Annotated in this window: 24 protein-coding genes and 1 pseudogene; 10 read left to right on the forward strand and 15 right to left on the reverse strand. The window is 64.8% G+C overall.

Going from position 1 to position 25,226, the window contains the following annotated elements; genetic code table 11:
- From ATY02_RS17685 to ATY02_RS17695, 3 genes are read left to right on the forward strand one after another with little or no spacing between them, the layout of a single operon-like run.
- Positions 1-1,020 carry an ABC transporter permease gene (locus ATY02_RS17685; protein ID WP_068589023.1) on the forward strand — a complete coding sequence of 340 codons (1,020 nt, stop codon included), beginning with the start codon at positions 1-3 and terminating at the stop codon, positions 1,018-1,020.
- 1 nt (position 1,021) lies between these two features.
- Positions 1,022-2,632: an ABC transporter ATP-binding protein gene (locus ATY02_RS17690; RefSeq protein WP_068595679.1), complete on the forward strand. Its 1,611-nt coding sequence runs from the start codon at positions 1,022-1,024 to the stop codon at positions 2,630-2,632.
- 56 nt (positions 2,633-2,688) lie between these two features.
- The gene (locus tag ATY02_RS17695) at positions 2,689-3,177 is read left to right on the forward strand and encodes an XAC2610-related protein (RefSeq protein ID WP_068586761.1); all 489 of its coding nucleotides are present in this window, start codon (positions 2,689-2,691) and stop codon (positions 3,175-3,177) included.
- Here the strand turns inward: ATY02_RS17695 and ATY02_RS17700 are convergent.
- A complete protein-coding gene (locus ATY02_RS17700; protein ID WP_068586755.1) occupies positions 3,168-4,142 on the reverse strand; it encodes a sensor domain-containing diguanylate cyclase in 975 nt (324 codons plus the stop codon). The genes ATY02_RS17695 and ATY02_RS17700 overlap by 10 nt on opposite strands.
- Positions 4,143-4,232: 90 nt before the next feature.
- A complete protein-coding gene (locus ATY02_RS17705; protein ID WP_068586752.1) occupies positions 4,233-6,308 on the reverse strand; it encodes an EAL domain-containing protein in 2,076 nt (691 codons plus the stop codon).
- A 216-nt stretch (positions 6,309-6,524) separates the two neighbouring features.
- Here ATY02_RS17705 and ATY02_RS17710 point away from each other — a divergent pair, with 216 nt between their 5' ends.
- Positions 6,525-7,028, forward strand: a complete 504-nt coding sequence (locus ATY02_RS17710) for a VOC family protein (RefSeq protein WP_068586751.1) — start codon at positions 6,525-6,527, stop codon at positions 7,026-7,028.
- Positions 7,029-7,075: 47 nt separating this feature from the next.
- Positions 7,076-7,912, forward strand: coding sequence for an AraC family transcriptional regulator (locus ATY02_RS17715; RefSeq protein ID WP_068586748.1), 837 nt, complete (start codon positions 7,076-7,078; stop codon positions 7,910-7,912).
- Here ATY02_RS17715 and ATY02_RS17720 read toward each other — a convergent pair.
- The 3 genes and pseudogenes from ATY02_RS17720 to ATY02_RS36640 form a co-directional block, all read right to left on the reverse strand.
- The gene (locus ATY02_RS17720; protein ID WP_068586745.1) at positions 7,905-8,489 is read right to left on the reverse strand and encodes a LysE family translocator; all 585 of its coding nucleotides are present in this window, start codon (positions 8,487-8,489) and stop codon (positions 7,905-7,907) included. The genes ATY02_RS17715 and ATY02_RS17720 overlap by 8 nt on opposite strands.
- 93 nt (positions 8,490-8,582) lie before the next feature.
- The gene (locus tag ATY02_RS17725) at positions 8,583-9,752 is read right to left on the reverse strand and encodes a methyl-accepting chemotaxis protein (protein WP_416220686.1); all 1,170 of its coding nucleotides are present in this window, start codon (positions 9,750-9,752) and stop codon (positions 8,583-8,585) included.
- 75 nt (positions 9,753-9,827) lie between these two features.
- Positions 9,828-10,148 (reverse strand): annotated as a pseudogene (locus ATY02_RS36640) (PAS domain-containing protein); the annotation flags it as partial.
- Positions 10,149-10,747: 599 nt separating this feature from the next.
- Here ATY02_RS36640 and dapA point away from each other — a divergent pair.
- On the forward strand, positions 10,748-11,608 hold the full coding sequence (gene dapA / locus ATY02_RS17730; RefSeq protein ID WP_068586740.1) for a 4-hydroxy-tetrahydrodipicolinate synthase: 861 nt from the start codon (positions 10,748-10,750) through the stop codon (positions 11,606-11,608).
- Between the two features lie 45 nt (positions 11,609-11,653).
- Here the strand turns inward: dapA and ATY02_RS17735 are convergent, their stop codons facing one another.
- From ATY02_RS17735 to ATY02_RS17765, 7 genes are all read right to left on the reverse strand, one after another.
- Positions 11,654-12,310 carry a ribonuclease T2 family protein gene (locus ATY02_RS17735; RefSeq protein ID WP_068586737.1) on the reverse strand — a complete coding sequence of 219 codons (657 nt, stop codon included), beginning with the start codon at positions 12,308-12,310 and terminating at the stop codon, positions 11,654-11,656.
- Between the two features lie 374 nt (positions 12,311-12,684).
- Positions 12,685-15,255 (reverse strand): EAL domain-containing protein, encoded by a 2,571-nt coding sequence (locus ATY02_RS17740; protein WP_068586733.1) that lies wholly within the window; start codon positions 15,253-15,255, stop codon positions 12,685-12,687.
- 220 nt (positions 15,256-15,475) lie between these two features.
- Positions 15,476-16,432, reverse strand: a complete 957-nt coding sequence (gene nudK / locus ATY02_RS17745; RefSeq protein ID WP_068586731.1) for a GDP-mannose pyrophosphatase NudK — start codon at positions 16,430-16,432, stop codon at positions 15,476-15,478.
- On the reverse strand, positions 16,429-17,415 hold the full coding sequence (locus ATY02_RS17750) for an SMI1/KNR4 family protein (protein WP_068586728.1): 987 nt from the start codon (positions 17,413-17,415) through the stop codon (positions 16,429-16,431). The genes nudK and ATY02_RS17750 overlap by 4 nt, the downstream gene beginning before the upstream one ends.
- Positions 17,416-17,482: 67 nt before the next feature.
- Positions 17,483-17,794 carry an AzlD domain-containing protein gene (locus tag ATY02_RS17755; RefSeq protein WP_164485051.1) on the reverse strand — a complete coding sequence of 104 codons (312 nt, stop codon included), beginning with the start codon at positions 17,792-17,794 and terminating at the stop codon, positions 17,483-17,485.
- Positions 17,794-18,492 (reverse strand): AzlC family ABC transporter permease, encoded by a 699-nt coding sequence (locus ATY02_RS17760; RefSeq protein ID WP_022644076.1) that lies wholly within the window; start codon positions 18,490-18,492, stop codon positions 17,794-17,796. The genes ATY02_RS17755 and ATY02_RS17760 overlap by 1 nt, the downstream gene beginning before the upstream one ends.
- Before the next feature lie 83 nt (positions 18,493-18,575).
- A complete protein-coding gene (locus ATY02_RS17765; protein ID WP_068586726.1) occupies positions 18,576-19,193 on the reverse strand; it encodes a TetR/AcrR family transcriptional regulator in 618 nt (205 codons plus the stop codon).
- Positions 19,194-19,500: 307 nt separating this feature from the next.
- On the opposite strand from ATY02_RS17765, the gene ATY02_RS17770 reads away from it, so the two are divergent.
- Positions 19,501-19,941 carry a hotdog fold domain-containing protein gene (locus ATY02_RS17770; protein WP_068586723.1) on the forward strand — a complete coding sequence of 147 codons (441 nt, stop codon included), beginning with the start codon at positions 19,501-19,503 and terminating at the stop codon, positions 19,939-19,941.
- Between the two features lie 58 nt (positions 19,942-19,999).
- Here ATY02_RS17770 and fabV read toward each other — a convergent pair whose 3' ends face one another.
- Positions 20,000-21,196 carry an enoyl-ACP reductase FabV gene (gene fabV / locus ATY02_RS17775; RefSeq protein ID WP_022644073.1) on the reverse strand — a complete coding sequence of 399 codons (1,197 nt, stop codon included), beginning with the start codon at positions 21,194-21,196 and terminating at the stop codon, positions 20,000-20,002.
- Between the two features lie 210 nt (positions 21,197-21,406).
- Complete coding sequence (locus ATY02_RS17780) at positions 21,407-22,438, reverse strand: lysozyme inhibitor LprI family protein (RefSeq protein WP_022644072.1); 1,032 nt, start codon at positions 22,436-22,438, stop codon at positions 21,407-21,409.
- A gap of 186 nt (positions 22,439-22,624) precedes the next feature.
- On the opposite strand from ATY02_RS17780, the gene ATY02_RS17785 reads away from it, so the two are divergent.
- From ATY02_RS17785 to ATY02_RS17795, 3 genes are read left to right on the forward strand one after another with little or no spacing between them, the layout of a single operon-like run.
- Positions 22,625-23,362: a substrate-binding periplasmic protein gene (locus tag ATY02_RS17785; protein WP_068586720.1), complete on the forward strand. Its 738-nt coding sequence runs from the start codon at positions 22,625-22,627 to the stop codon at positions 23,360-23,362.
- Positions 23,363-23,369: 7 nt separating this feature from the next.
- On the forward strand, positions 23,370-23,963 hold the full coding sequence (locus tag ATY02_RS17790) for a hypothetical protein (RefSeq protein ID WP_068586717.1): 594 nt from the start codon (positions 23,370-23,372) through the stop codon (positions 23,961-23,963).
- A gap of 22 nt (positions 23,964-23,985) precedes the next feature.
- Positions 23,986-24,255, forward strand: coding sequence for a hypothetical protein (locus ATY02_RS17795; protein ID WP_068586715.1), 270 nt, complete (start codon positions 23,986-23,988; stop codon positions 24,253-24,255).
- Between the two features lie 14 nt (positions 24,256-24,269).
- Here the strand turns inward: ATY02_RS17795 and otnI are convergent, their stop codons facing one another.
- On the reverse strand, positions 24,270-25,052 hold the full coding sequence (otnI, locus tag ATY02_RS17800) for a 2-oxo-tetronate isomerase (RefSeq protein WP_068586712.1): 783 nt from the start codon (positions 25,050-25,052) through the stop codon (positions 24,270-24,272).
- Positions 25,053-25,226: the final 174 nt, after the last annotated feature.

The raw sequence follows: 25,226 nt of genomic DNA on the forward strand, positions 1-25,226 counted from the left end.
ATGAACCTGTCCCCCCTCAATCGCCGGCGCTTCGAGCGCTTCAAGGCCAACAAACGTGGCTGGTGGTCGCTGTGGCTGTTCCTGGTGCTGTTCGTCCTGAGCCTGGGCGCCGAGTTGATCGCCAACGACAAGCCCCTGGTGGTGCACTACGACGACGGCTGGTATTTCCCGGCGCTCAAGCGCTACCCGGAAACCACCTTCGGCGGCGAATTTCCCCTGGAAGCCAACTACAAGAGCCCGTACATCCGCGAACTGCTGGCCCAGAAGGATGCCTGGGTGCTCTGGGCACCGATCCCCTTCAGCTACCAGAGCATCAACTACGACCTGCGGGTGCCAGCTCCGGCGCCGCCCTCCAGCGACAACCTGCTGGGCACCGACGATCAGGGCCGCGACGTCCTGGCGCGGATCATCTATGGCTTCCGGGTGTCGGTGCTGTTCGCCCTGACCCTGACCATCCTCAGCTCGATCATCGGCGTCACCGCCGGCGCCCTCCAGGGCTTCTACGGTGGCTGGGTGGACCTGGCCGGGCAGCGCTTCCTGGAAATGTGGTCCGGGCTGCCGGTGCTTTACCTGCTGATCATCCTCGCCAGCTTCGTGCAGCCCAACTTCTGGTGGCTGCTGGGCATCATGCTGCTGTTCTCCTGGATGAGCCTGGTGGACGTGGTGCGCGCCGAGTTCCTGCGCGGGCGCAACCTGGAATACGTGCGCGCGGCCCGGGCCCTGGGGATGCAGAACGGCGCCATCATGTTCCGCCACATCCTGCCCAACGCCATGGTCTCGACCATGACCTTCATGCCGTTCATCCTCACCGGCGCCATCGGCACCCTCACCGCCCTGGACTTCCTCGGCTTCGGCCTGCCTCCCGGCGCGCCGTCCCTGGGCGAGCTGGTGGCCCAGGGCAAATCCAACCTGCAGGCGCCCTGGTTGGGCATGAGTGCCTTCGCCGTGCTGGCCCTGATGCTGAGCCTGCTGGTGTTCATCGGCGAATCCGCCCGCGATGCCTTCGACCCGAGGAAATGACATGACCCAGGACAACCTGATCGAAGTGCGCGAGCTGGCCGTCGAATTCGTCGCCGGCGAGCAGCGCCAGCGGGTGGTCGAAGGCATCAGCTTCGACATCAAGCGTGGCGAGACCCTGGCCCTGGTGGGTGAAAGCGGTTCGGGCAAGTCGGTCACTGCCCACTCCATCCTGCGCCTGCTGCCCTACCCCCTGGCCCAGCACCCGTCGGGCAGCATCAACTACTCCGGGCACGATCTGCTGACCCTGAAAGAAAAGAGCATCCGGCACATTCGTGGCAACCGCATCGCCATGATCTTCCAGGAGCCCATGACCTCGCTGAACCCGCTGCACAACATCGAGAAGCAGATCAACGAGGTGCTGGCGATCCACAAGGGCCTGACCGGCAAGGTCGCCACCCAGCGCACCCTGGAACTGCTGGAACTGGTGGGCATCCCCGAGCCACGCAAGCGCCTCAAGGCCCTGCCCCACGAGCTGTCCGGCGGCCAGCGCCAACGGGTGATGATCGCCATGGCCCTGGCCTGCGAGCCGGAACTGCTGATCGCCGACGAACCCACCACTGCGCTGGACGTCACCGTGCAGTTGAAGATCCTGCAGTTGCTCAAGGAACTGCAGGCGCGCCTGGGCATGGCCCTGCTGCTGATCAGCCACGACCTCAACCTGGTGCGGCGCATCGCCCACCGGGTCTGCGTCATGCAAAAGGGCCGGATCGTCGAACAGGCGCCGTGCGAAGAGCTGTTCCGGGCCCCACAGCATCCCTATACCCGGGAACTGCTAGCCGCCGAGCCCAGTGGCCTGCCGGTCGCTAGCCAGGTCGGCGCACCACTGCTGGAAGTCAATGACCTCAAGGTCTGGTTCCCGATCAGGAAGGGCCTGCTGCGCCGCACCGTGGACCACGTCAAGGCGGTGGATGGCATCCACTTCAGCCTGCCCCAGGGCCAGACCCTGGGCATCGTCGGCGAGAGCGGTTCGGGCAAGTCGACCCTGGGCCTGGCGATCCTACGCCTGATCGCCAGCAAAGGCGCCATTCGCTTCGAGGACCAGCAGCTGGAGCGCCTCTCGCAGCAACAGGTGCGGCCACTGCGCCGGGAAATGCAGGTGGTGTTCCAGGACCCCTTCGGCAGCCTCAGTCCGCGCATGAGCGTGAGCCAGATCGTTGGCGAGGGCTTGCGCATCCACAGGATCGGCACCGAGCAGGAACAAGAACAGGCGATCATCGAGGCACTCCAGGAAGTGGGCCTGGACCCGCAGACCCGCCACCGCTACCCCCATGAGTTTTCCGGCGGCCAACGCCAGCGCATCGCCATCGCCCGGGCGTTGGTGCTCAAGCCCCGGCTGATCCTCCTGGACGAACCGACCTCGGCCCTGGACCGCACCGTCCAGCGCCAAGTGGTGGAGCTGCTGCGCAGGCTGCAAGGCAAGTACAACCTGACCTACCTGTTCATCAGCCATGACCTGGCGGTGGTCAAGGCCCTGAGCCACCAACTGATGGTGATCAAGCACGGCCAGGTGGTGGAACAAGGAGACGCCAGGGCCATCTTCGACGCCCCACAACACCCTTACACCCGGCAGTTGCTGGAAGCCGCGTTCCTAGTACCGGCAAACGCCGGATAACCCCTGACAGGAGACCGATGACGAGGCCCTGCCTCATCACCGGGAATGCCAAATCCATGCATGACAAACAATGGGCCATGATGGCCCTGAGCGGTCTTTTCGCAATGAGCGTCCAGGCCCAACCGACGACTTTCCAGCCGGACAAGCACAGCACCGTCACGCTTGCCCTACAGGGCCAGCAGGTCAGCCTGGAAATACAACGCAACGGTCACACCCAATCCAGAGAACTGCTGGTGCAGGCCGAGAAGCCGCTGCACATCGAGCTCGACGATTTCAACTTCGATGGGGCCGGCGACTTCGCCATCTGGCATGTCGATGATGGGATGGGTACTTACACGATCCACCGGGTGTTCATCTACAACCCGACGCAGGGCGAGTTCGTCGAGCGCTTTCCCAGCTGCGGTGATGAATTCCTCAACCTCAAGGTCAACAAGCCCGGGAAACTCCTGGTCAGTACCTACTATCAGGGCAACATCCCAAGACGCTGCCTGACGCGGCTGAACCAGGCTCCGGGGCCTGAGCCATTGTCTGCCGATCAGTCTTGACGCTGGCGCTTGCTGGCCTGCTTTTGCAGGTACATGGCCTTGTCGGCATCGGCCAACAGCGCCTCCACGTCCGGATGGCGCTCGGCGTTGTATTCGATCTGGCCGACGCTGAAGCGAATGTCGTAGCCACGCTTCAACGTGGCGTTGCGTTCATCGAGGATCTCGCGCAATCGGGCCATGATGTTCGAGGTTTCTACATGATCGGCGGCGGTCAACAACGCCACGAACTCGTCGCCGCCCAAGCGCCCGATCACATCGCTCTCGCGAAAGGCGATGCGCAGCACGTCGGCGAAGGTCTTCAATGCCCCGTCGCCCTCGGCATGGCCATAGGTGTCGTTGATCTGCTTGAAATCATTGAGATCGAAGAACAGCAGCGTCGCCGGTTTCTCCAGGCGCTTGCAGACGCCCAGCGCGTGCCGGGCCAGGGCCTCGAACCCACGGCGGTTGGACAGCAGGGTCAGCTCATCCATGCTGGCCATCTGCACGGCCGCCAGCTCCTGCTCGGCCATGCGTGCCAGATCCCGCAGCAGCGCCCGCTCCTCGTCATCCAGGTCCCGGGGCTTGACGTCGATCAGGCACAAGGTGCCCAGCTTGCTGCCATTGCCCACCGTCAGTGGGCAACCGGCGTAGAAGCGGATCCCGGGGTCGCCCACCACCAATGGGTTGTCATGGAAACGCACGTCCTGTTCGGCATCGCAAACCGTGAGGATCTGGTCGCCAAGAATCGCGTGCCCGCAAAACGAGATATCCCGTGGCGTCTCGCTGGCATCCAGGCCCATGCAGGACTTGAACCACTGGCGATCGCCATCCACCAGGCTGACCAGGGCGATGGGTACGTTGAACAGGCGCTTGGCCAGGCGGGTCAGGCGGTCGAACCGCTCCTCCGGCGGGGTATCGAGGACATTGAGCGCCCGCAGGGTCTGGATTCGCAGGGCCTCATTGTTCGGTTTGCTTGGGTACAACATCGCTGACTCCATTCGCGGCTAAGACGGCAAGCGTAGTCCAAAATGGCCAATGCCTGGGCCAGAGCTGTCGCCAGGCGATAAAGCGCCCGCTCAAGCACCGCGGTCCTGGGCCCGCTGCCTGACGAATTCAGGGAGCTGGCGGGCAGGCAGCGACTTGCTGTAGTACCAGCCCTGGATCACCAGCTCCGCACTCGATTGCAGGAGTTCCAGTTGCTCGCCCGTCTCCACGCCTTCCACCACCACCTTGAGGTCCAGGGTCTCGCAAAAACGCAGCAGGCCATTGAGTACCAGGGCACCCTTGGGGTCGGATTGGGCGAGAACGAAACTGCGATCGATCTTGATCCCATCCACCGGGAACTGGTGCAAATAGCTCAAGGCGGAAAAACCGGTACCGAAGTCATCGATGTAGATCCGCGCCCCCAGCGCATGCAGTTGCCCAATCCAGCGCTGGGTCAGCAACGCATCGCCCACCAGGGCATCCTCGGTGATCTCCACCGACACCTGGCCACCGGCTCGGGCAAGGATATCCAGCAGGCGCCGGCCGTGCTCCACCGACGCCAGGGTGGCACTGGAGATATTGATGGTGATCGGCAGCTCGAAGCCCTCGCGACGCCAGGCCTGATACTGGCGTACCGCCTGGGAGGCGACCCAGAAATCCACCTCAGGCATCAACCTGGCCTGCCCCAGCCACTGCAGCAATTCCCAGGGCGAGCGCACCTGACCGTCGCGGTCCCGGGCGCGGATCAACGCCTCGCACCCCGTGCAACGGCCACTGCCCTTGGCCACCTGGGGCTGGTACTCCAGGTGGAAGTCGTACTCGCTCAACTGCTGGATTCGCGCCAGCTGCAAGGACTGCCGGGCCGCTTGCTGATAGGAGGCCACCATCGGGTCCAGCTCGAACAGGCGGCCCCGTTCTTCCAGGCCATGAAAGGTGGTGTCGAAGGTCTTCAGGTAGACCTGCTCGGCGCCCTCGCCCTGGTACTGGATACTGCGGATGTAGGGGATATAGATCAGCGTACCGATCCCCAGCAGCACCAGTTGCAACAACACCGCGCCCCAATCGCCCTGGGTACTGAGGTAGGCATTGAGCAATACCGGCGAGGTAAAGGGCACCTCCACCAGTGCCGGGCGCACCCACCCCTGCTGGACCACCAGTAACGCCAGGCTGACGTTGGCCATGGGCACCAGCATGAACGGCACCAGCAACCTCGGGTTGAGGATGATCGGCAGGCCGAACAACAGCAGCTCATTGATGTTGAACAGCGACAGCGCCAGGCTCGCTAGGGCCAGCAAGCGCATGGAGCGATTGCGGGAAAACCCCAGGATCGCCAGGACCAGTGCCAGGGAACCGCCGGAACCGCCGATGAAGGCAAAACACCCCAGCAACCCGCTATTGAGGGCATAACGTATGGGTCGCCCGACTGCCTGATCCAGCGCATTGAGCGACACCGCCTGGTCCATCACGTCCATGAATGGCTGCATGGCGTGGCTGCCGTGGATCCCGAAGAACCACAGCAACGAATTGCTGGCCGTCAGCAGTATCCCACTCAGGTAGGGACTGCCCAGCTCATCGAGGTCCAGCGGCCGCTGGACATAGGCGAACTCCTGGACCTGCAGCAACAGTTGCAGCACCAGCACCAGCAACAGCGAAGTGACGATCCCCGGCAGCACCATGTTGATGGTGCTCTGCAGGTTGTACCCCACCAGGTCCTCGGCGATCAGCCGGGTCCAGCGCCGACGGTGCAGCCAGCCGATGATCGGAACATTGACCAGTGGCGAGGCAATGGCGATGAACAGCACGAACGTCGCCGCCGCCAGCGGGTAGTCGCGCAACACGTAGGTGGCGATCACTACATGGGACAGGCAGAGAAAGGCCACGGGAAGCTGCGGCAGGCGATGCTGGATCGCCAGCATGTAACCGATGGAAGCCGCGACCAGCAAGGGAATGATCGAGCTGATGCGGTCGTGCAGCCCCGTCAGCAGCTCCACCACCGCCCTCGGCGCTCCCAGGGCCTGGACACACTGGGCGAGGATCAGCAGCACGGCCGAAACCAGCAGGCATGGCAATAGCCAAAGCAGGCCTTCACGGATCGAACGCAGGGATTCGGCACCCGCCAGGAGCGCCAGACGGTGGGTGAAAAACAGCTTGAATCGCGGCTGGCGCATCAGCTTCTCCCCCCTTGCAGTCACTGCCTGCCTGATACCAGCAGGCATTTCAGGTAGCGCTTCACCCCAGTGCTGCGGCGTTCTACGGCCACTCGAGGCTGATAGCGAAGATACCATTGAAGAAACCCATGTCAGCAAGCATTCAATCGCCCGTACCCGGCCAGGGCTTGGCTACGCTTGTTCAAGGGGGGTAGCAGTCGACAGAGGGTCGCCAGCATGCAACGCATCCAAACCATCACCCCGTGCCTGTGGTTCGACCACCAGGCCCAGGAGGCTGCGCAGTTCTACTGCTCGATCTTCGAGCGCTCGCGCATCACCCACGTCAGCCACTACGGCAAGGCCGGCTTCGAGTTCCATGGCCGCCCCGAGGGATCGGTGATGAGCGTGGTGTTCGAGCTCGACGGCCAGGCCTTCACCGCGCTCAACGGCGGCCCGGCATTCACCTTCAACGAAGCCATTTCCTTGCAGGTGCATTGCCGCAGCCAGGCCGAGCTGGACCACTACTGGAATGCCCTGGGCTTTGGCGGGCCGCCCGAGGCCCAGCGCTGCGGTTGGCTCAAGGACCGCTTCGGCCTGTCCTGGCAGATCGTGCCGCAGGCCCTGGCGCAGATGATGTGCGACCCCGATCCGAGCCGTTCGCAACGGGTGATGCAGGCCCTGCTGGGCATGAGGAAACTGGATATCCAGCGCCTGCAGCGGGCGTTCGATGGCAAATCCTGAGCCATCCCCTCTACAATCGCCGGCACCCTGGACAATGGACAGCCCTGATGAAGAGCGCCCTGCACACTGACATCGCCCCGCGCTTCTGGCGCGACCCAGCCCTGCCCTTCATCGAGGCCCGGTCCATCGCCGATGGACACAAGGTCTGCTACAACCGCCATGCCCATGAGCAGTTCTCCATCGGTTGCATCACCGCGGGCCAGAGCACCTACCTCAGTGAAGGCGAACAGTGGCGGGTCGGCGCCGGCACCGTGGTGTTGATGAACCCTGGCGTGGTGCATGCCTGCAACCCCATCGACGACCAGCCCTGGTCTTATCGCATGCTCTACGTCGACACCCCCTGGCTGACCGCCTTGCAGCATGAGCTGGGCTTCGATGCGGCGTCGGGCTTTCGTCCTTTCAGCGCCACCCACAGCGACGATCCACAATTGTTTGCCGAGCTCCAGACGCTGTACCAGGTCCTGGTGGACGAACGCGGCGATACCCTGCACAAGCACAGCTGCGCGGTGGCGTTCTTCAGCGACCTGCACCAGCGCCTGAACCCGGCCGACAGCCTTCCCCGGGACAGCAACGAAAAGCTCGAACGGGCTGCCCGTTACATCCGCCAGCACTGCACCGAGCCCCTGGTCCTGGAAGATATCTGCCAGGCCGCCCAACTCTCGGCCTCCTACCTGACCCGCGCCTTTGGCCAGCGGTTCGGCATGCCGCCCCATGCCTACCTGGTCAACCAGCGGGTGCAGTTCGCCCAGGCCCGCCTGCGCAGCGGCGCATCGATCGCCGAGGTGGCCCTGGAGGCCGGCTTTGCCGACCAGGCGCACTTTCAGCGGGCGTTCAAGCAGCACTTGGCCGCGACACCCGGGCAGTACCAGCAAGGCCTCAGGTAAACAGGTACGCCGCGCTGACCGCCAGCAGCGCGGCCATGCTGCGATTGAACAGGCGCATGCCCGCAGGATTGTCCAGGTAGTGGCGCAGGAAACTGCCGGCATAGGCCCAGCAGGCAATCGACAGGTAGCAGATAACCAGATACACCGCGGCGAACAGCCAGACCAGGCGCGTATCGCCGTCGGCGGCAAACGCCCCGATGCCGGCCACGCAGGCCAGCCAGGCCTTGGGATTGAGCCACTGCATCAGGGCGCCGTACCAGGCTGAAGGTGCACGGACCTGGCCGTCGGCAGTCACTCGACCATCATCCCGGACCAGCTTCCAGGCCATGTACAGCAGGAACGCCACGCCAAACAGGCGGATGCCCTGGGTCAGCACCGGCCACTGGCGCAACAGTTCGTTCAACCCCAGGCCCGTCAGTACCAGCAGCAAGGTAAAGCCCAGGGTCGCGCCAGCGACGTGGCTCAGGCTGGCCTTGAAGCCGAAACGGGCCCCGCTGCCCAGGGCCAGGATATTCACCGGCCCCGGGGTAATGGATGCGGCCAGGGCAAAGGCCGCCATGGAAAACACTACGCTCATCTCTCGCCTCTCTTGTCCGGGTCGAATCGACCGCCCACAGATTACGAAGCGAGCCACATCACGTATTGAAGAAAACAACCCTTGAATCGTCGTTCAGCTATTGAAACGCGTGACCAGGGCATTGAGCTCATGGGCCGTGGACTCAAGGTCGCCGCCGATGCTGCAGGAGTGCACGGCGATATCGGCGTTCTGGTCCGAGACCCGGGCGATATTGGTGATCTGCCCGGAAATTTCCTCGGCCACATGGGCCTGCTGTTCGGAGGCCGCTGCCATCTGCTGGCTCATCTGCTGGATGCGCTCCATCGCCGAGTTGATCCCGTCCAGCGCCTGTTCGGTGCTGATCACCTGGGCCACTCCGGAACGCGCCTCGACACTGCCCTGGCGCGCTACTTCCACTGCCTGGCTGGCCACCTCCTGCAAGGTGGCGATGATCTGCTGGATGCTCTGGGTCGACTCCCGGGTCTTGGATGCCAGGGCCCTTACCTCATCGGCCACCACGGCGAAGCCACGACCCTGCTCCCCGGCGCGGGCGGCCTCGATGGCAGCATTGAGCGCCAGCAGGTTGGTCTGCTCGGCGATGGAATGAATCATGTTCGCCGCCAGCTGGATGGACTGGGTTTCATCGGCCAGGCCCTGGACCGACTGGCTGACCGTGTCCACGGTATCGGCCAGCTTCTCGATCATGACCCGGGTCCGCCGGGCTTCCTCGGAACCGACATGGGTCAGCTCATTGACCTGGTCGGCCGCCGAAGCGGTGTCCTGCACATGCACCGAGACCTGGGCGATGGAGGCCGCCATCTGGTTCATCGCCGTGGCCGCCATGTCCGCTTCGTCGCGCTGCTTGCCCAGGGCCGATTCCGCCTGGCGCGACAGGCTCTGGCTGCTGGAGGCCAGCGCCGCGGCCTGGTTGGCGTAGTCGCCCAGGCGACTGAGGGCGGTGCGGATCTTGGCCGCTTCGCTGATCAGGATCATCTGCAAGCGCGCCACCGGGCCACGCTCGTCGGTATAGGTACGGGCGATCAGTTCACTATCGAAGCTGCCCAGGGACACCGCGCTGATGCGTGCCAGCAGCCGTCGGGTGTGATACGCACCATAGGCCTGCACGGCGAACAGCCCGGCCACGGCAGCGGCCAATCCGGTCCAGGGCCCACCCAGCCAGCTGGACAGGGCAATGGCTGCCAGGGCCAACAGCGGCGGCAGCAGGATCTCGCCAGCCACCAGCAGCCGCTGGCTCCAGGGCATGGCCATGTCGGCGCCGCGCATGCGCTGGTAGAGGGCCGCGGCGCGCTCGACCTGCTCGCGCTCGGGCTTGACCCGCACCGACTCGTAGCCGGTGACCACGCCAGCGCTGAAGATCGGCGTGACATAGGCATTGACCCAGTAATGGTCGCCGTTCTGGCAGCGGTTCTTGACGATGCCCATCCAGCTCTTGCCATCCTTGAGATAGGACCACATATGGGCGAATACGGCCGGGGGCATGTCCGGGTGGCGCACGATATTGTGCGGGCTACCGATCAGTTGCTCGCGGGAAAAGCCGCTGACCGCCACGAACTCGTCGTTGCAGTACGTGAGCTTGCCGTGGGTGTCGGTAGCGGAAATAAGGCGCTGCTCGGCAGGAAAGACCCGCTCGCGCTGGGTCACTGGGAGATTGTTTTTCACCGGAAAAACCCCGCAGGAAGTCTGATGATTGTCCGTCGTGATCAAACAGCAACTTGCGCATCCTGCGATGACCCGAAGACTGCTCCTGCACCCCGGCAAGACTTCCCCGGCAGTCGGCGCCGGTGCAGTCGAGTTTAGATACAGCCTTGGTGAGTGCGACTAATTTTTTGCCAAGGGCAAGAAGGCACACCGGACAATCTCGCGTCTTCTTGATCTGGATCAATACGTAGCCTGGCAAGCGAAATCCTGTCTGAGAAAGGTTCCCGACACCAACGGCGCCAGGCGCTCCAGGCCCTAAAAAAGCCCCGATCTGAGGATTGACAAAGCCCCGGCCGGCTCTTAAAACTGAGCGCCTGAATTTGCGAGCCGCCAGCCATCATGTCCCAAGCCACCCTCCACGATCCGCGCGCTATTGGCCTGGTTGCCAAGGCTCCGGCGTGGGTGGCCTGCAATCGCAAATCGAAGAAACAGTCGCTCATGTGACCGGGGCGCTGTGTCCCGTCAGATGAGCTGACAGGACCTCGCCTCGGATACCCCCCGCTGACCGCCCTTCTACTCTTCTGACGACGACCCGACGGTCAAGCATCAGGAGAATCTGCATGTCATCGTTTCAAGGTATCTGGGTCCCCATCGTCACGCCCTTTCACAATGGCGCCATCGATTTCGTCGCCCTGCGCCGCCTCGCGGCCCACCTGCTGGAAAGCGCAGTGGCCGGGCTGGTGGTCTGCGGCACCACCGGCGAAGCCGCCGCGCTGGACAAGGACGAACAACTGGCCGTACTCGACGAGGTGCTGCAACTGGCGCCTGCGACCCGAGTGATCATGGGCCTGGCGGGCAACAACCTGCAGGAGCTGCTGGCCATGCAGCAGCGGGTGCTGGAGCGGCCGATTGCCGCCCTGCTGGTGCCCGCGCCCTATTACATTCGGCCCTCCCAGGCCGCCCTGGAGCAGTTTTTCCATCGCCTGGCCGATGCCTCCAGCGTGCCGTTGATCGTCTACGACATCCCCTACCGCACCGGCGTGACCCTGAACCAGGACACCCTGCTCAACATCGTCCGTCACCCACGGATCGCAGCGGTCAAGGATTGCGCAGGTAACCTGGAGAAGACCCTGGCCCTGCTGGCCAGTGGCGAGGTGCAGGTGTTGTGCGGCGAAGACCTGCAACTGTTCAGCGCCCTGTGCCTGGGCGCCAGCGGCGCCATTGCCGCCTCGGCGCATATCCGCCCCGAGCTGTTCGTGCAATTGCACCGGCAAGTCATGGACCAGCGACTGGAGGCCGCCAGGACCACCTTCATGCAATTGGCGCCACTGATCCAGGGCTTGTTCAGCGAACCCAACCCGGCCCCGGTCAAGGCGCTGCTGGCTCGCCAGGGCTTGATCGAGCCCCATCTGCGGGCACCGATGGAGGATTGCAGCGCCCCTACTGTCGAGCGCCTGGGGCACCTGCTCGCCGCCCTGTAGCCAGGAGCCGGCTCCCTTGGGCGGGAGCCGGCAGGCCAGCCCGGCTCAGCGGATCGGCGGAATGCGGATCTGCCCGGAACGGCACTGGGTCTTCACACCCTTGCCACAGTCGGCGAACTCCAGGTCCTTGTTCAGGCAGACCCGTACTTCGGACAGTTCAGGCCCGCTGCACAGTACTGCGACACCATTGGCGGTGATCCCAGGGTTGCTCTGGCGCAACTGCTGGGCGATCTCTGCAGCTTCGTAGTAGCGCACGCTGGTCGAGGGTTGCAGGGTTTCGGGGATTTGCACCTTGGCCAGGGCCTTGTCCGCCGCGTCCAGGTAGCCCATGGCTCCCAGGCCGCTACAGGTGCCGTGCTTGCTCCACTCATGCTTGAGCAGCTTCTCGGTGGGGAACAGGGTCAGGCCCTTGGCACGCTCTTGCTGGTTCAACTGAGTCAGCGGTGGGCACGACTCCGGCCAGCCGCCACGGGCGTACTGCGGCCACAGGCCATGCAGGACAAAACCGTAGCCCTTGCCCGAGCACTGTTCATTATCCGGGTGCATCAGGCAGAACGTTGGCGACCAGGACAGGCTCAACAGGTAGTAGTCGAAAGTCCCGGCCACCGAATCGCGCTGCTGCTTGGGCGAGCGTGCGTCGCTGATGCCCACCATCCCCAGGGTCAGCGTCAGCGCTGCCATCAGGGCAAAAAACTTTCTCATCGTGACCTCTCCTTGAAAAAACAGACGTGTCCCTGCCCGGATTGCAGGACGGTGCCGATCAAACATAGCGGATTCTTATTGGCACGCAGGCGTTGCAAGAACATGACAGGTGCGCCGCAGCGTCCCCGGATCGCCGGCCAGCGCCGGCGCGCCAAGATACCAGCCAGATCCTCCGAACGCATGGCTGTAACGCCACGGATACCCGTGCGCAACCACGGCGAATTGCACGCCTCACCCGCACCTATTTCACCCGTCCAGCCTTCAAGCAGACATCACCTGGGCTGGTGATCTGGAAAATTCCCGAGCGCAATCTGCAGACGCCAGATCGACAGGCGCTTGGGGCTGTCATGGCCAGGTTCAGGGGGCAAGGGGGTTCAGGGGGTCGGATCGGCGTTGGCCGGCAACTCGGCGAACAGCGTCGACAAACCCTCCGCCGCCAGCGGCCCGGCCAGGAACGGCCCCTGCACTTCATCACAGCGGACCTGACGCAATATCTCGAACTGCTCGGCGCTTGCCACACCTTCGGCAATGACCCGCAACGACAGCGCATGCCCCAGGTCGATGACCGCCTGGACGATAGAGCGGCCGGCCGGGTTATCGACCAACGCGGCAACGAAGCTGCGATCGACCTTCAAGCCGTCCAGGGGCAGGTTCTGCAGGTGCTGCAACGCCCAGTGACCACTGCCGAAGTCGTCCATCAGCAGGTTCACGCCCAGGGCCTTGAGCCCACGCATGACCTCCAGCACCTGGCGGCGATCGTCCAGCAGCAGCTTGTCGGTCATCTCAAGCTCCAGGCGCTCGGGCGCCAGGCCGCTGTGTTCGAGCACAGCCTTGATCCGCGGCACCAGCTTGGCCCGCTGGAATTCCGAGGCCGAGACCTTGACCGCGATCCGCAGCGGTTCGGGCCACGCCTGCGCCGTCTTGCAGGCGGCATGCAGCACCCAGTTGCTCAGCGGCAGGATCAGCCCGCTGTCCTCGGCGATCGGCACGAACACCTCTGGCCCCAGCAGCCCGTGCTGCGGGTGCTGCCAGCGCACCTGGGCCTCGGCCCCCACCAGTTGCCGCCCGACCAGCCGGTAGCGCGGCTGGAACTGCAACAGCAACTGGTCTTGCTCGATGGCCTGGCGCAAGTCCTGTTCCAGGCGCCGGCGCTCGACGATCCGGGCATTCATCTGCGAGGCATAGAAGCGCCAGGTGCTGCGACCTGCGGCCTTGGCCTCGTAAAGGGCGATATCGGCCAGGCGCAGCAGCTCATCGGCCTGCAGCGCATCCGCCGGGGCCCGGGCGATGCCGATGCTGGCGCTGATGAAGACCTCGTGGCCGGCCACGTAGAACGGCGCCTCGATCTGCTCGATCACTCGCCGGCACAAGCCCTCGATCTCCACCTGGGCCACATGCCCGGGTACCACCAGCACGAATTCGTCGCCACCGACCCGGGCCACCAGGTCCTCACTGCGCAAGCAGCGACACAGGCGCCGGGACACCTCGTGCAGCACCTGGTCGCCGGCCCCGTGGCCCAGCAGGTCGTTCACCGGCTTGAAGCGGTCCAGGTCGACGCTGAGCATCAGCAGTGGCTCGCGCAGCGGCGGCGAAAGCAACAGCTTGCCCTCCAGGAACTCCTGCATGCGCGTGCGGTTGGCCAGCCCGGTCAGGGTGTCGTGCTGCGACAGGTACTCGACCCGCCGCCGGGCCATGACCTCCTCGGTGATGTCGCTGGCGGTGCCGCGGTAGCCGCCGCCCGGCATGGCCCGCAGGGACAGGCGGCAAATCCGCGACTGCCGGCTGCCATCCAGGTAGGTGCACTGCAACACCTCCCGGGAGCGACGCTCCGGTTGCGCCAGCCATGGGGACAACCCGCCTTGCTCGCTGCTGAGCAAATCATCCAGGGACTGGCCCAGGGTCGCCTCCCGAGAGAGCCCGGTAACCGCCTGGAAACGCTCGGACAAGTAGGTGAAACGCAAATGCGCGTCGACTTCCCAGATCCAGTCGGACGCGGCCTCGGCGACGTCGCGAAAGCGAGCTTCGCTGGCCGCCAACGCCGCACGCCCGGCTTGCAGTGCATGCATCTGCTGGTCCATGACCCGGGCCGCCAGCGCTGCCCGGCGCAACAGGACGGCAGCCATCGCCCCCACCAGCAGCCCGGCCAGCAAGAGCAGGGGCATCACCAGCACCAGCAGTTGGTGGCCGGGCTGCGAAGGTTGCCACTGCAAGGCGCCGGCGCCATCGGGCAAGACCAGTTGCGGCAGGCCCGAAGCTGGCGTGCCACCGGCCACTTGCAGTCGCTCGATATCCAGGCCCTTGCCCAGCGCCAGCAAGCGCGGCGGGTCCAGACGGGCCACGAAGATCACCACCGATTGTGGCCCGGCATCGGCGCGCACCTCGGGATCGTTGCCCGGGCTCAGCACATCGGCGGCCACCAGGGCCGGGGTGCCGCCAATGGACACGTAGCGACTGACCGGATTGCCCGCAGGCGTCAGGCGGGTCTGCTCCACCAGCGTTGCGAGTTGCTGGCCCAGCCAGGTCCGTGCGTCCACCGCAGCCAGTTGGCCAGCCACCAGGGCATAGGAGGTGGCGCCGTGGGCATCGATCACGAACACGGCATCGAAGCCTAGATCGCGGTACAGGGTCGGACCGAAGTTCTGCCGGGTGAACGCCCAGTCGATATCGACCTTAAGGTGCAGGTTCTGGTAGGCGTCGCCCCACAGGGCATAATCCTTGAGCGTGGTACGGGTGCTGCTGGCGAGGGTTTGCAGGGCCTTGTCGATATCCAGTCGGTTGTGCTGCTCGGCGCTGTGGTTCTGTTCGAGGGCGATGTACACCAGCAACATCGCGGTAAACAGGAACAGCGCCAGCAATAATCCGCAGCAGCCGAACAAGGTGACCCGGGTCAGCGCCTGGTTGGAGGGGCTGGACCCTTGGGGCAGAACAGGACCGTGGTTTTCCATAGTGCTCCAGGTGCCATGGCGATCAATCGACCGGCGCGTCCCTGCGGTTCACACGCGGCTTTCGACGAAGCTCCCGCTTGCCTATAGACGATAGACAGTATTTTCCCGCCAGGCGTTGGCAACGCACCACACCGATGACATGACCCGACGGCAGAAATGCCCGCGGTACCCGGTCTCGACCCGGGTACGCACCGGCTTGGTGGCCTGGCGGCCGCGGCACTCAGGCCGGGGATGGGATAGTCAGTACCGGCAGTTGTTCCACCCCGTGATAGATGGCCAGGCCCTGGCGTCGGGCCTGCTCGAGCATGGCGTCGCAGCCGGCCGATGGCCCGCCAATCCGCAACACCGCATCGCAGCGCTGCAACAGGCGCTCGGCATAGGCATGGAACTGCGCTTCGTAGACTTCATCGCCCACTGCCGTGGAGCCAGCCAGGCGCGTCATGGGCAGGGCCACCCACTCCCCCAGCAGCGGAAAATGCCCGGCGGCCAGCACCTGCGCCGCACACTGCTCCATGGCCTCGACGTTGCGCGCCAGCAGCGTTGGGTCATCACCGGTGCCGGAACGGTAAGGACCGGCCACCAGCACCATCAGGCTGCGGGGCTTGAGCACATGCAACTGCAAGTACTGCAGGAGCATGATGGTCTTGCCGTCGGCGATTTCCCCGCTGTGGATCATGCCCAGGGCCTGGTCGATGTCCAGTTCCAGGACCTCGATGTCCTCGCCTTCGTGCTCCAGGCCGCCGCCGTCGTCGATCCGGTCATCGGCCTGGTAGCGGGCGATGAAGAAATGCACGCGCTCGGTTACCGAGCCGGGGCTCATGAAGGCGTCGAAGACCTTCTGCACCTCGCCGACCCGGTAGCCGGTTTCCTCCTCGGCTTCCTGGCGGATGCGCACCTCGGGGCTGGCGTTGTCCAGCAGCCCGGCGGCGGTCTCGATCAGGTAGCCGTCGTGATCGTTGACATAGGCCGGCATGCGGAACTGCCGGGTCAGCAGCACCGTGCGCCGCTCCAGGTTGTACAGCAAGATGGTGGCGCCGTTGCCGCGGTCATAGACCTCGCGGGTCTGGGCCTGCCAGCTGCCGTCGCGGCGACGCAGCTCGAAGCTGTATTTCTTCAACACATACCAGTTGTCGGAGAGGGTCTGCTCGCCGGTGATGCGGATCGAGGCCTCGCTCATGGTTGCTCCTGGAGATCAAGGGGGGTGGCGGGAAAGCCAGCCAGCTGCGCGAGCAGGTGCTGGCGGTATTCGGCGCTGAAGGCAAAACCACCACCGACCTGGAGCAACTGGCCGCCGGCCATCCGTGCCCGCCACCAGTCGTTGATGAAGTCGGGGGCGTAGCCACCGCTGCCGAAGCCCTTGGCGAAGGCGATCATCTCGCGGTAGTCCTGCAGGTACTGCTGCTTGCCGATGACCCCGTGGCGTTCCTGGTACAGCCAGAACTGCAGGTCGTACAGCAGTTGCGACAGCGGGTCGGCATGCAGGGCGAAGTAGCGCTTGTCCTGGACGATGCCCAGGGCGATGTGGCGGATGCGCAGGCCCAGGTCCGGCACCTGGGCGAAGTGTTCCAGCAGCTCGGCCAGCATCGGCGAGAACTCGGCGTTGGCCACCTTGTCCAGGTCATCCAGGTAGTCCTGCTCGGAGGTGTCGTAGACCTCCCAGGACACCAGGCCACGGACGAAGGTCTCGAAGTCAGGGGCCAGGACGGTCACCTCGTAGTCGCCCTCCTGGTCCACGTGCACCACTCGCGGCTCACCTTGCGGCCCGCACTCGCTGTAGTCCAGGGCCACCATGTCGTGCCCGGCGGACGGGCAGTCGCAGATGTAGATCCCCAGGTCCGGATAGCCCCAGTCCTCGATCATGAAACGGCTGCCGGAGGGTCCGCCCAGACTGTCGCCACCCTCGCGGGAGATGGCCAGGAACGAGTCGATAGCACAATGATCCTCGGCCCAGGAGGTGCCCTGCTCCACCGGGAAACAGGTGAGCTCGGGCCGCCCGCCATTGCGCAGGCGCATGAAGGCCACATAGGAATCGGGGAAGCGGTAGCCCAGTTCCTCTTGCAGTTCGGCGATCAGCTGGTCGCTGGGAGGTGGCAGGCGCTTGGCGGGATCATCCTGGCCCCAGAACTGGTCCAGGTCGATATCATGGGGAAATTCGCTCATCCAGTGCTTCCGTTGCGGTGGGTGGGCCGCCTGGGCCCAAAGGTGCCCAGGCTACCGCAATCGGCCGCTACAGCCACCAGCGCAAGAGAAAAAAGAAGCCCATGCTCAACAGCATGCTGAGCAAGGTGTTGCGGGTGTAGATCACCAGCACGATGGCCACCAGGGAGCTGAGCAGATAGGGGTTGTCCAGCCGCAGGTTCAACTGGTGCTCGGGCATGAACACGATCGGCCCGCAGATCGCGGTGAGCATGCCCGGCACGGCGAAACCGAGGAACTGCCGCGCATTGCTGCTCAAGCGCAGCGGCAGGCGCGGTTCGAGGAACACGTAGCGGTTGAGGAAGACCAGCAGGCCCATGCCGAAAATCACTGCCCAGACCATCATGCGCGCCCCCGATACAGCTTGTTGCAGACAAAACCCGCGGTCATGCCCGCCAGGCCCGAGATCACCAGGGCCGAGCCCCACTGCCAGTAGCTCAACAGCACCGAGCAGAACAACGACACCGCGACGCAGACCACGGTCGGCACATTGCGCACCAGGGGGGTGATCAAGGCGATGAAGGTGGCGGCGATGGAGAAGTCCAGCCCCAGGTGTTCAAGCCCCGGAATGCTCTTGCCGAGCACGATGCCCAGCAGGGTGAACAGGTTCCAGGCCACGTAGAAGGTCAGGCCCACGCCCAGGGCATACCAGCGGTCGAACTGCTGCTTGTCGTGGGCGCTGGTGAGGGCGAACAGCTCGTCGGTGAGCAGAAAGCCCAGGCCCAGGCGCCAGCGCCCCGGCAACGGCGCGATCACCGACCGCATGCTCATGCCATACAGCAGGTGCTGGGAGGTGAGCAGCAAGGTGGTCAGCAGGATCGAGAAGATCCCCGCCCCGCCCTTTAGCATGCCGATGGCCACCAGCTGCGCGGCACCGGCGAACACGATGCCCGACAGGCCCTGGGCCTGCAACGGCGAGAGATTGGCCTCGATGGCCATGGAACCGGCCAGCAAGCCCCAGGGCGCGGTGGCCAGGGACAAGGGCACGATGGCGATGGCGCCGCGGATAAAGGCGGCGCGCGGTAGAAGAACGCTGGACATGGAACCCCGCACGCAAATGATGGACCCGGACTGTGCCAGCTACTGCCGGTCCTGGCTTGAACAATCTTGCGCACTTGCGCCTGCTACAGGCCGGCGAGGGAGCGCCAGGCCGCAGCGGCCAAGTGCTCGCGGTACTCGCGGGGACGCCCCTGGACCCGCCCGGACAACCAGGCCCGGCAATAGCTCTCGGCCTGGCCGATGATCAACGACGGTAGCAGTTCGGCCGGGATGGCCGGCAAAGCGTCCGACGCCGAACGCGCCTTGAGCCACTCCAGCAAGCTGCGGTTGCGCGTGCGGTTGCGCTCGGCCAACTCCTGGCTGAAGGGCCCACGGGTCACGGCAAAGCGTGCATGGAACTGGAACCGCGCCCACTCCGGCTGGGCGTCGACCCAATCCACATAGCTGTGCACCAGGGCCTGGACGCCCTGCTCCAGGGTCTGCGCCTGGGCCAGGTAGCTGTCGCGCAATTGCGCCTGGTCGTCCAGGGCGGTGAAGAACAGCGCAGCGACCAGGCCTTCCTTGTGAGTGAAGTGGTGATAGATGGCGCCGACGCTGGTCTCGCATTCGGCACGAATCATCTCGATGGTAGTGGCCTCCAGGCCCAGCCGGTTAAAGCAGCCCAGGGCCTGCTGGAGGATGGTGCGCTTGAGTTCGGCGCGACGGCCCGGGTAGCAGCGTTCCAGCAGATCGGTATCCGGCATGGGGGATCTGGCTCCTTGCAGGGTCAATGGATGGGGCAGGCACGAGCCTAACAGGCCGTTTGAAAACTACCTGCGTTGCCATCGCTGCGTTAAAAACAAGCTGGTGCGCCAGCCCGGTCAAAATGCTCATTTACCACTCGTAAACTGCGCTTTTCGCCTGTTTTTGCCTTGCGCTGACTGCCTCGCCTACGTTGTTCAACGGCCTGCCAAGACCCATAGCTTGACAGGTTTTCTTTTTACCGAATATTGTTCTTTTACAGAATATTATTCTGTAAACCCTGCTCCCCTACCACAGCGAGGCATTTCCATGAGCCAGGTTCTCAGCATGTTCAACGCCGCCGGGGCGGAAAAATTCACCCAGATGGCCTGCCAGATGGCGCCCTACTTCTCCAGCATCACGCCCTTGATCGATGAGTTGCAGGCTGGCCACTGCCAGGTGCGGGTACCGTTTCGCCGGGAAATCACCAACCACCTGGGTACGGTGCACGCCATCGCCCTGTGCAATGCAGCCGAACTGGCGGCCGGGGTCATGACCGATGTGTCGATTCCCGCCGGTGCGCGGTGGATTCCCAAGGGCATGACCGTGGCCTACCTGGCCAAGGCCAAGGGCGATATCCGGGCAGTGGCCGACGGCAGCGCGGTGGACTGGTCCAGCGCCGGGGACAAGGTGGTGGCGGTGACGGCCTTCGATGGCCAGGAGCAAGCGGTGTTCACCGCGCAGATCACCATGAACGTGAAGCTGGCCTGAGCCATGAACGACAACGCCCCTCACGATGGAGGGGCGTTGGGTCACGCGGGCAGTGCGGTTACAGCTGGACCAGCTTGTCGATCTTCACGTCCGGATCGACATCGGCTTCGTAGTCGACACCGTCGATCTCGAAACCGAACAGGCGCAGGAACTCCTGCTTGTAGCCGGCGAAGTCGGTCAGCTGGTACAGGTTGTCGCTGGTGACTTCGTCCCACAGCTGCTTCACGCGGTCCTGGACCTCAGGTTGCAGCTCCTTGTAGTCGGCGCGCAGGCGGCCTTCTTCGTCGATGATCGGGTTCGGGTTGTACAGGCTGTCCTTGTACAGGCCGTAGACCTGCTCGATGCAACCTTCGTGGCTGCCCTGCTCCTTCATCACCTTGAACAGCAGCGACAGGTACAGCGGCATGATCGGGATCGCCGAGCTGGCCTGGGTCACCACCGCCTTGAGCACCGATACACGGGCATCGCCACCCAGGTCCGAGAGTTCCTTGCGAATGCCGATGACCTTCTGGTCCAGGTCCTTCTTGGCTTCGCCGATGGAACCGTTCCAGTAGATGTCGTGGGTCAGCTTCTCGCCCAGGTAGGTGAAGGCGGTGGTCTTGGCGCCTTCGGCCAGGACGCCGGCCTCGTGCAGGGCATCGATCCACATCTGCCAGTCTTCGCCACCCATGACCGCCACGGTGCCGTCGATCTCTTCCTGGGTCGCAGGCTGCAGGGTGGTTTCCTTGACAATTTCCTTGTCGGTGTCGACACCGCGCAGGGTCACGGACTTGCCCAGGGGCTTGAGGGTCGAGCTCAGCACTTCACCGGTCTTGGGGTGAGTGCGGCGCGGGGCGGCCAGGCTGTAGACCACCAGGTCGATCTTGCCCAGGTCGCGCTTGATGGTCTCGATGGTTTCGGCCTTGACCGCATCGGAGAAGGCGTCGCCGTTGATGCTCTTGGCGTACAGGCCCTTTTCTTCGGCGAACTTGTGGAACGCCGCGCTGTTGTACCAGCCGGCGGTGCCCAGCTTGCCGTCGACGCTGCCGCGCTCGAAGAACACGCCCAGGGTATTGGCGCCACAGCCGAAGGCTGCAGTGATCCGCGCAGCCAGGCCGTAGCCGGTGGAAGCGCCGAGGACCAGTACGTTCTTCGGCCCTGCGTCGATGGCGCCCTGCTGGGTGACGTAATCGATCTGTTGCTTGACGTTGGCCTCACAGCCGACCGGGTGGGTCGTCACACAGATAAAGCCGCGAACGCGGGGTTTGATGACCATACAGATTCTCCCAATTTCAAATGTGCCAGGCGCCGATGACGGCGGCGGCAGTGTCACTTGCACAAGTCGTAGACGCTCTCGCGGGCTTCGCGTCACCAACCGCTGGAATTTGTCCGCCAGGACCGGGTGTCCCCGCCTGCCAGGGGCGAGACTCTAGCAGTTGCGCGAGCAGGCTTCAGCATCCCCGCGCGTAAATTCCAGGGCGCCGGGTCAGGGCATCATGTCCAGCGCCAGGCGCTTGCCCTTGGTGCGTTCTTCGTACCACGCCTGCACCACGTCCGGCAGGCTGTGCTTCCACTCCGGCACGTTGCTGTAGTAGCGCACCCGCACCTCGTCCGCGGGCCCCTGCACCACCAGCATGGCGGTCCACAGCTGGCCCTGCGGCCCACGCAGGAAGATCGCGGCATTGGTGTTCGCCACCCCGCGCAGCCACATCTGGGTGACCTGGGCGTCTGGCAGCTCGGCCGAATGCTGCTCGATGAACACCGAGCCGCTGTCGAGCAGGGTCTGGTAGTCCGCGCCCAGCAGTTGGCGGGCCTGGCGATCTTCCTCCTCGGTATGCACCAGCGCCGTGCTCAGCAGATCGTAATGCGGTTTCAGTTCACGCTTGGAGGCCACGTAGCGGCCACTGTAGTTCACCCCGCTACCCGCCCCGCAGGCATAGGACTCGCCTTCCTGGTCCACCTCCAGCAGGCCATCGCGGGTGCGAAAAACCAGACTGCAACCCTCCACCGCATAGTGCGCCTCATTGCCCTGGATCCGCGCCTCGCCCTGCAAGGCCCCGGAGTTGGCGCCGCCCATGCCGGAGATCTCGAAATCCAGGCGGTCCTGGGCCAGGCGGCGGATAAACAGCTCACCGGCGAAGTAAGGGCTGGTGGACACCCGCTGCCAGGTGCCCTGCCAGGCGAACGGCACATTCACAAAGGGCAGCTCCAGCAGGCGACTCTGGTAGGTGCCGCGCAGGCAGGCCAGGTTGGCCTGGCAGTCATCGCGCTCCTTGAGCCACTGGCGTTGGGCCTGGCGCAGGGCCTTGGGCTCCCTGGACTGGGCCAGGGCCGTGGTCCAGGCGCTGGCCAGTTGGCTATCCAGTTGCAAGGTGTAGGAATCGGCGCAAATCGCCTTTTCGCTGGCGGTGGCGGCCTTGGCGCAAGCCAGGCCCGCGGCCTGGGCGGTCGGGGCACAGGCCAGGGCCAGGCACAACAGCCCTGCGGCCCGCAGGGAGGTGAACGAGGATCGGGGCATCGGTTAGCGTCCATGGTGCAAATGGCGCGCAGCATACTCCTGGGGCACGAGCGCTGGCGACGCTGGCGTGCAGGCTTGTCCCCGGCGCCCCGGCAGATGGCGCGAGAACTGGAAATACCTGGGATTTTCTGCGACAGCCCGCATCCTCGCGTACTAAGCTCTGCTCTTTTGTGCTCAAGGTGTGCGATGAACTGGGTGCTGGGAGCCATGCTGTCCCTGTTGAGCCTTGCGGCCAGCGCAGAGCCGCTGCGCATGCTGACCGACAACCACCCACCGCTGCACTTCCAGCAGGGCGAGCACATGGCAGGTTTCGGCGTCGATGTGGTGCAGGCCCTGGCGCAACGCAGCGGCGACCCTGTCCAGATCCAGCAACGGCCGATGCTGCGGGCCCTGCGCGATGCCAGCGAGGAAGCCGATACCGCGGTGTTCACCATCCTGCGCACCGCCGAGCGCGAAACCCGCTACCAGTGGGTCGGGCCTTTGATGCAGACCGAGACCGCGCTCTACAGCCGCAGCAGCGACACCACGCCAGTGGCCGACCTGCAGCAGACCCAGGGCCAGATCGCCGTGCCGCGCAAGTGGCTGGTCTACAGCTTGCTCCGGCAACAGGGCCTGACCAACCTGTGGGGCGTGGACAGCCCGGAAATCATGATGCGCCTGCTGCAGGTCGGCCGCGTGCAGTACGTGGTCGCCGACACCATGAGCGTCGGCACCTTCGCCGCCGAGCAAGGCATGGGGCTGGAACAGCTGCGCTACCAGATCCCGCTGATGCACCAGGATGCCTATATCGCCTTCTCGCCCAAGGTCGACCCGGCCCAGGTCGCCCGCTGGCAGCAGGCCCTGGAGGCGATGGAGCGCGATGGCAGCTTGCAACGGCTCAAGCAGCGCTGGAAGATCGACCGCCCACGCACATCGACCGATTGAAACGAGCATGACCGGCCTCTATCAGTACCACCCCATGCCCCACCAACTGGCACTGGCCTGCCCCCAATGCGCAGGCCAGGCCGACTTCGAATTCCTGGTGGCGGTGAGCATCGAGCGCAAGGCCGACGTGCCCTGGTTCCAGGCCCATCCGTTGCTGGAATACTGGCGCCCCCAGGACAGCTGCGGCCACTACCGCCACTACGCCCTGTACTATCCCGGCCTGCATGGCGACCCGTTGCAGAGCCTGGGACAGCTGCCCGAGGGCTATCGCGCCGAGCAATGGCGACAACCGCGCCACGGCTACCGCCAGCACAGCCTGGACCATGGCTCGGTCAGTTGCCCGCACTGCGATTACCAGGCCAGGCATGCACTGAACTGGCCAACCGAGGCTTATTACGGCGTGCCATACAGGGGCCAGTTGCTGTGGGCCTACCACCGGGAGTCGGCCCTGGCCCTGCACGATTACCTGCTGTCCACCCGGCGCGATCCGGGGGGTTATCCCTGGCAGCACTTCTTGCGACACATCCCTTCGCCGTTCAAGAGCCGCAAGGCCCGGGAACCGCTGACCCGCCTGCTCAAGCGGCTGCTGAACCGCGCCTGAGTACCCTGCCAAGGAACCATCGATGCCCACCTTCACCCCTGCCCGCGCCCTTCACCGTCTGAACTGCACCGGCTGCGGCTGGACACTGGCGATCCTCGGGCAGCACGAACAACCCCTGCAAAAGTGCCCCTGGTGCGGCTGCAACGAATTCAGCGCAGAACAGCCCGCCCGCAACGGCGCCGGGCAAGTGCTGGAGTGCCCGCGCCACGGCCCGGTTGTGGTGCAGGTCCTGGACGCGAACATCCACAGCGATGACTTCCTGGACAACCTGTACTGCCCCTTCTGCCCCTAGCCCGGGCCAATGCATCAACGCGCCTGCCAGTCCCGCAGCCATTGCAGGCCGGCGCTGGTGTCGCCCCGGGGCCGGTACTCGCAACCGACCCAGCCGGCGTAACCCAGCTCATCCAGCCACTGGAACAGGTAGGGGTAATGCAACTCGCCCTGATCCGGTTCATGGCGCTCCGGCACCCCGGCGACCTGGATATGGCCGATGCCCGCCAGGTCGCGGCGCAGCTTGGTGGCCACGTCACCCTCGACGATCTGGCAGTGGTAGCAGTCGAACTGCACCTTGAGATTGTCGGCCCCTACTTCGCGGCAGATGGCCTGGGCCTGGTCCTGGCGGGTGAGGAAAAACCCCGGCATGTCCCGGGTGTTGATCGGCTCCACCAATACCGTGATGCCCGCCTCGGCGGCCCGGGCGCAGGCATGGGCCAGGTTCTCCAGGTAGACCCCATGGTGCCGGGCCCGCTCGCCTTCGTCGGCCAGCAGCCCGGCCATCACATGGATGCGTGCATTACCCAGCACCGCGGCGTACTCCAGGGCCCGGGCGAACCCTGCACGAAACTCCTGCTCGCGCCCGGGCAGCGAGGCCGTGCCGCGCTCCCCTGCCGCCCAGTCCCCCGGTGGTGCGTTGAACAGCACCTGCTGCAGGCCGTGGTCGTCCAGGCGCTGCCTGAGCTCCTCGGCGCGATGCTCATAGGGAAACAGGTATTCCACGGCGGCAAAGCCATCGGCGGCGGCTGCGGCGAAGCGATCGAGAAAGGCGTGTTGCGGGTAGAGCATGCTGAGGTTGGCGGCGAAGCGAGGCATGGCGACTCCAGGGACCCGAGAGCGGACGACAATCAGTGGCGCAGGGTAATACAACCGTCATGGATCGCCACAAGGTAATGGCCGGACACTGGCTCTTCATACCGCTCGTCCCCTTCTGCCATCGCTGGCCGCACCGCTGGTCGGAAGCCCCGGGGCACTGGTCGGCTGGCTGCT

The organism is Pseudomonas sp. BIOMIG1BAC, from assembly GCF_001705995.2.
GTDB lineage: Bacteria > Pseudomonadota > Gammaproteobacteria > Pseudomonadales > Pseudomonadaceae > Aquipseudomonas > Aquipseudomonas sessilinigenes.

Bases quoted from the DNA above. Each gene is read 5' to 3' on its own strand.
- ATY02_RS17710 (WP_068586751.1), top strand. From the start codon at position 6,525: ATGCAACGCATCCAAACCATCACCCCGTGCCTGTGGTTCGACCACCAG.
- ATY02_RS17735 (WP_068586737.1), bottom strand. From the start codon at position 12,310: ATGAGAAAGTTTTTTGCCCTGATGGCAGCGCTGACGCTGACCCTGGGG.
- ATY02_RS17765 (WP_068586726.1), bottom strand. From the start codon at position 19,193: ATGCCGGATACCGATCTGCTGGAACGCTGCTACCCGGGCCGTCGCGCC.
- otnI (WP_068586712.1), bottom strand. From the start codon at position 25,052: ATGCCTCGCTTCGCCGCCAACCTCAGCATGCTCTACCCGCAACACGCC.
- ATY02_RS17695 (WP_068586761.1), top strand. From the start codon at position 2,689: ATGCATGACAAACAATGGGCCATGATGGCCCTGAGCGGTCTTTTCGCA.
- ATY02_RS17690 (WP_068595679.1), top strand. From the start codon at position 1,022: ATGACCCAGGACAACCTGATCGAAGTGCGCGAGCTGGCCGTCGAATTC.
- ATY02_RS17790 (WP_068586717.1), top strand. From the start codon at position 23,370: ATGACCGGCCTCTATCAGTACCACCCCATGCCCCACCAACTGGCACTG.
- ATY02_RS17780 (WP_022644072.1), bottom strand. From the start codon at position 22,438: ATGCCCCGATCCTCGTTCACCTCCCTGCGGGCCGCAGGGCTGTTGTGC.
- ATY02_RS17685 (WP_068589023.1), top strand. From the start codon at position 1: ATGAACCTGTCCCCCCTCAATCGCCGGCGCTTCGAGCGCTTCAAGGCC.
- ATY02_RS17725 (WP_416220686.1), bottom strand. From the start codon at position 9,752: ATGCGCGGCGCCGACATGGCCATGCCCTGGAGCCAGCGGCTGCTGGTG.
- ATY02_RS17750 (WP_068586728.1), bottom strand. From the start codon at position 17,415: ATGAGCGAATTTCCCCATGATATCGACCTGGACCAGTTCTGGGGCCAG.
- ATY02_RS17700 (WP_068586755.1), bottom strand. From the start codon at position 4,142: ATGTTGTACCCAAGCAAACCGAACAATGAGGCCCTGCGAATCCAGACC.
- ATY02_RS17705 (WP_068586752.1), bottom strand. From the start codon at position 6,308: ATGCGCCAGCCGCGATTCAAGCTGTTTTTCACCCACCGTCTGGCGCTC.
- ATY02_RS17795 (WP_068586715.1), top strand. From the start codon at position 23,986: ATGCCCACCTTCACCCCTGCCCGCGCCCTTCACCGTCTGAACTGCACC.
- ATY02_RS17720 (WP_068586745.1), bottom strand. From the start codon at position 8,489: ATGAGCGTAGTGTTTTCCATGGCGGCCTTTGCCCTGGCCGCATCCATT.
- ATY02_RS17785 (WP_068586720.1), top strand. From the start codon at position 22,625: ATGAACTGGGTGCTGGGAGCCATGCTGTCCCTGTTGAGCCTTGCGGCC.
- ATY02_RS17740 (WP_068586733.1), bottom strand. From the start codon at position 15,255: ATGGAAAACCACGGTCCTGTTCTGCCCCAAGGGTCCAGCCCCTCCAAC.
- ATY02_RS17755 (WP_164485051.1), bottom strand. From the start codon at position 17,794: ATGGTCTGGGCAGTGATTTTCGGCATGGGCCTGCTGGTCTTCCTCAAC.
- dapA (WP_068586740.1), top strand. From the start codon at position 10,748: ATGTCATCGTTTCAAGGTATCTGGGTCCCCATCGTCACGCCCTTTCAC.
- fabV (WP_022644073.1), bottom strand. From the start codon at position 21,196: ATGGTCATCAAACCCCGCGTTCGCGGCTTTATCTGTGTGACGACCCAC.
- ATY02_RS17715 (WP_068586748.1), top strand. From the start codon at position 7,076: ATGAAGAGCGCCCTGCACACTGACATCGCCCCGCGCTTCTGGCGCGAC.
- ATY02_RS17760 (WP_022644076.1), bottom strand. From the start codon at position 18,492: ATGTCCAGCGTTCTTCTACCGCGCGCCGCCTTTATCCGCGGCGCCATC.
- nudK (WP_068586731.1), bottom strand. From the start codon at position 16,432: ATGAGCGAGGCCTCGATCCGCATCACCGGCGAGCAGACCCTCTCCGAC.
- ATY02_RS17770 (WP_068586723.1), top strand. From the start codon at position 19,501: ATGAGCCAGGTTCTCAGCATGTTCAACGCCGCCGGGGCGGAAAAATTC.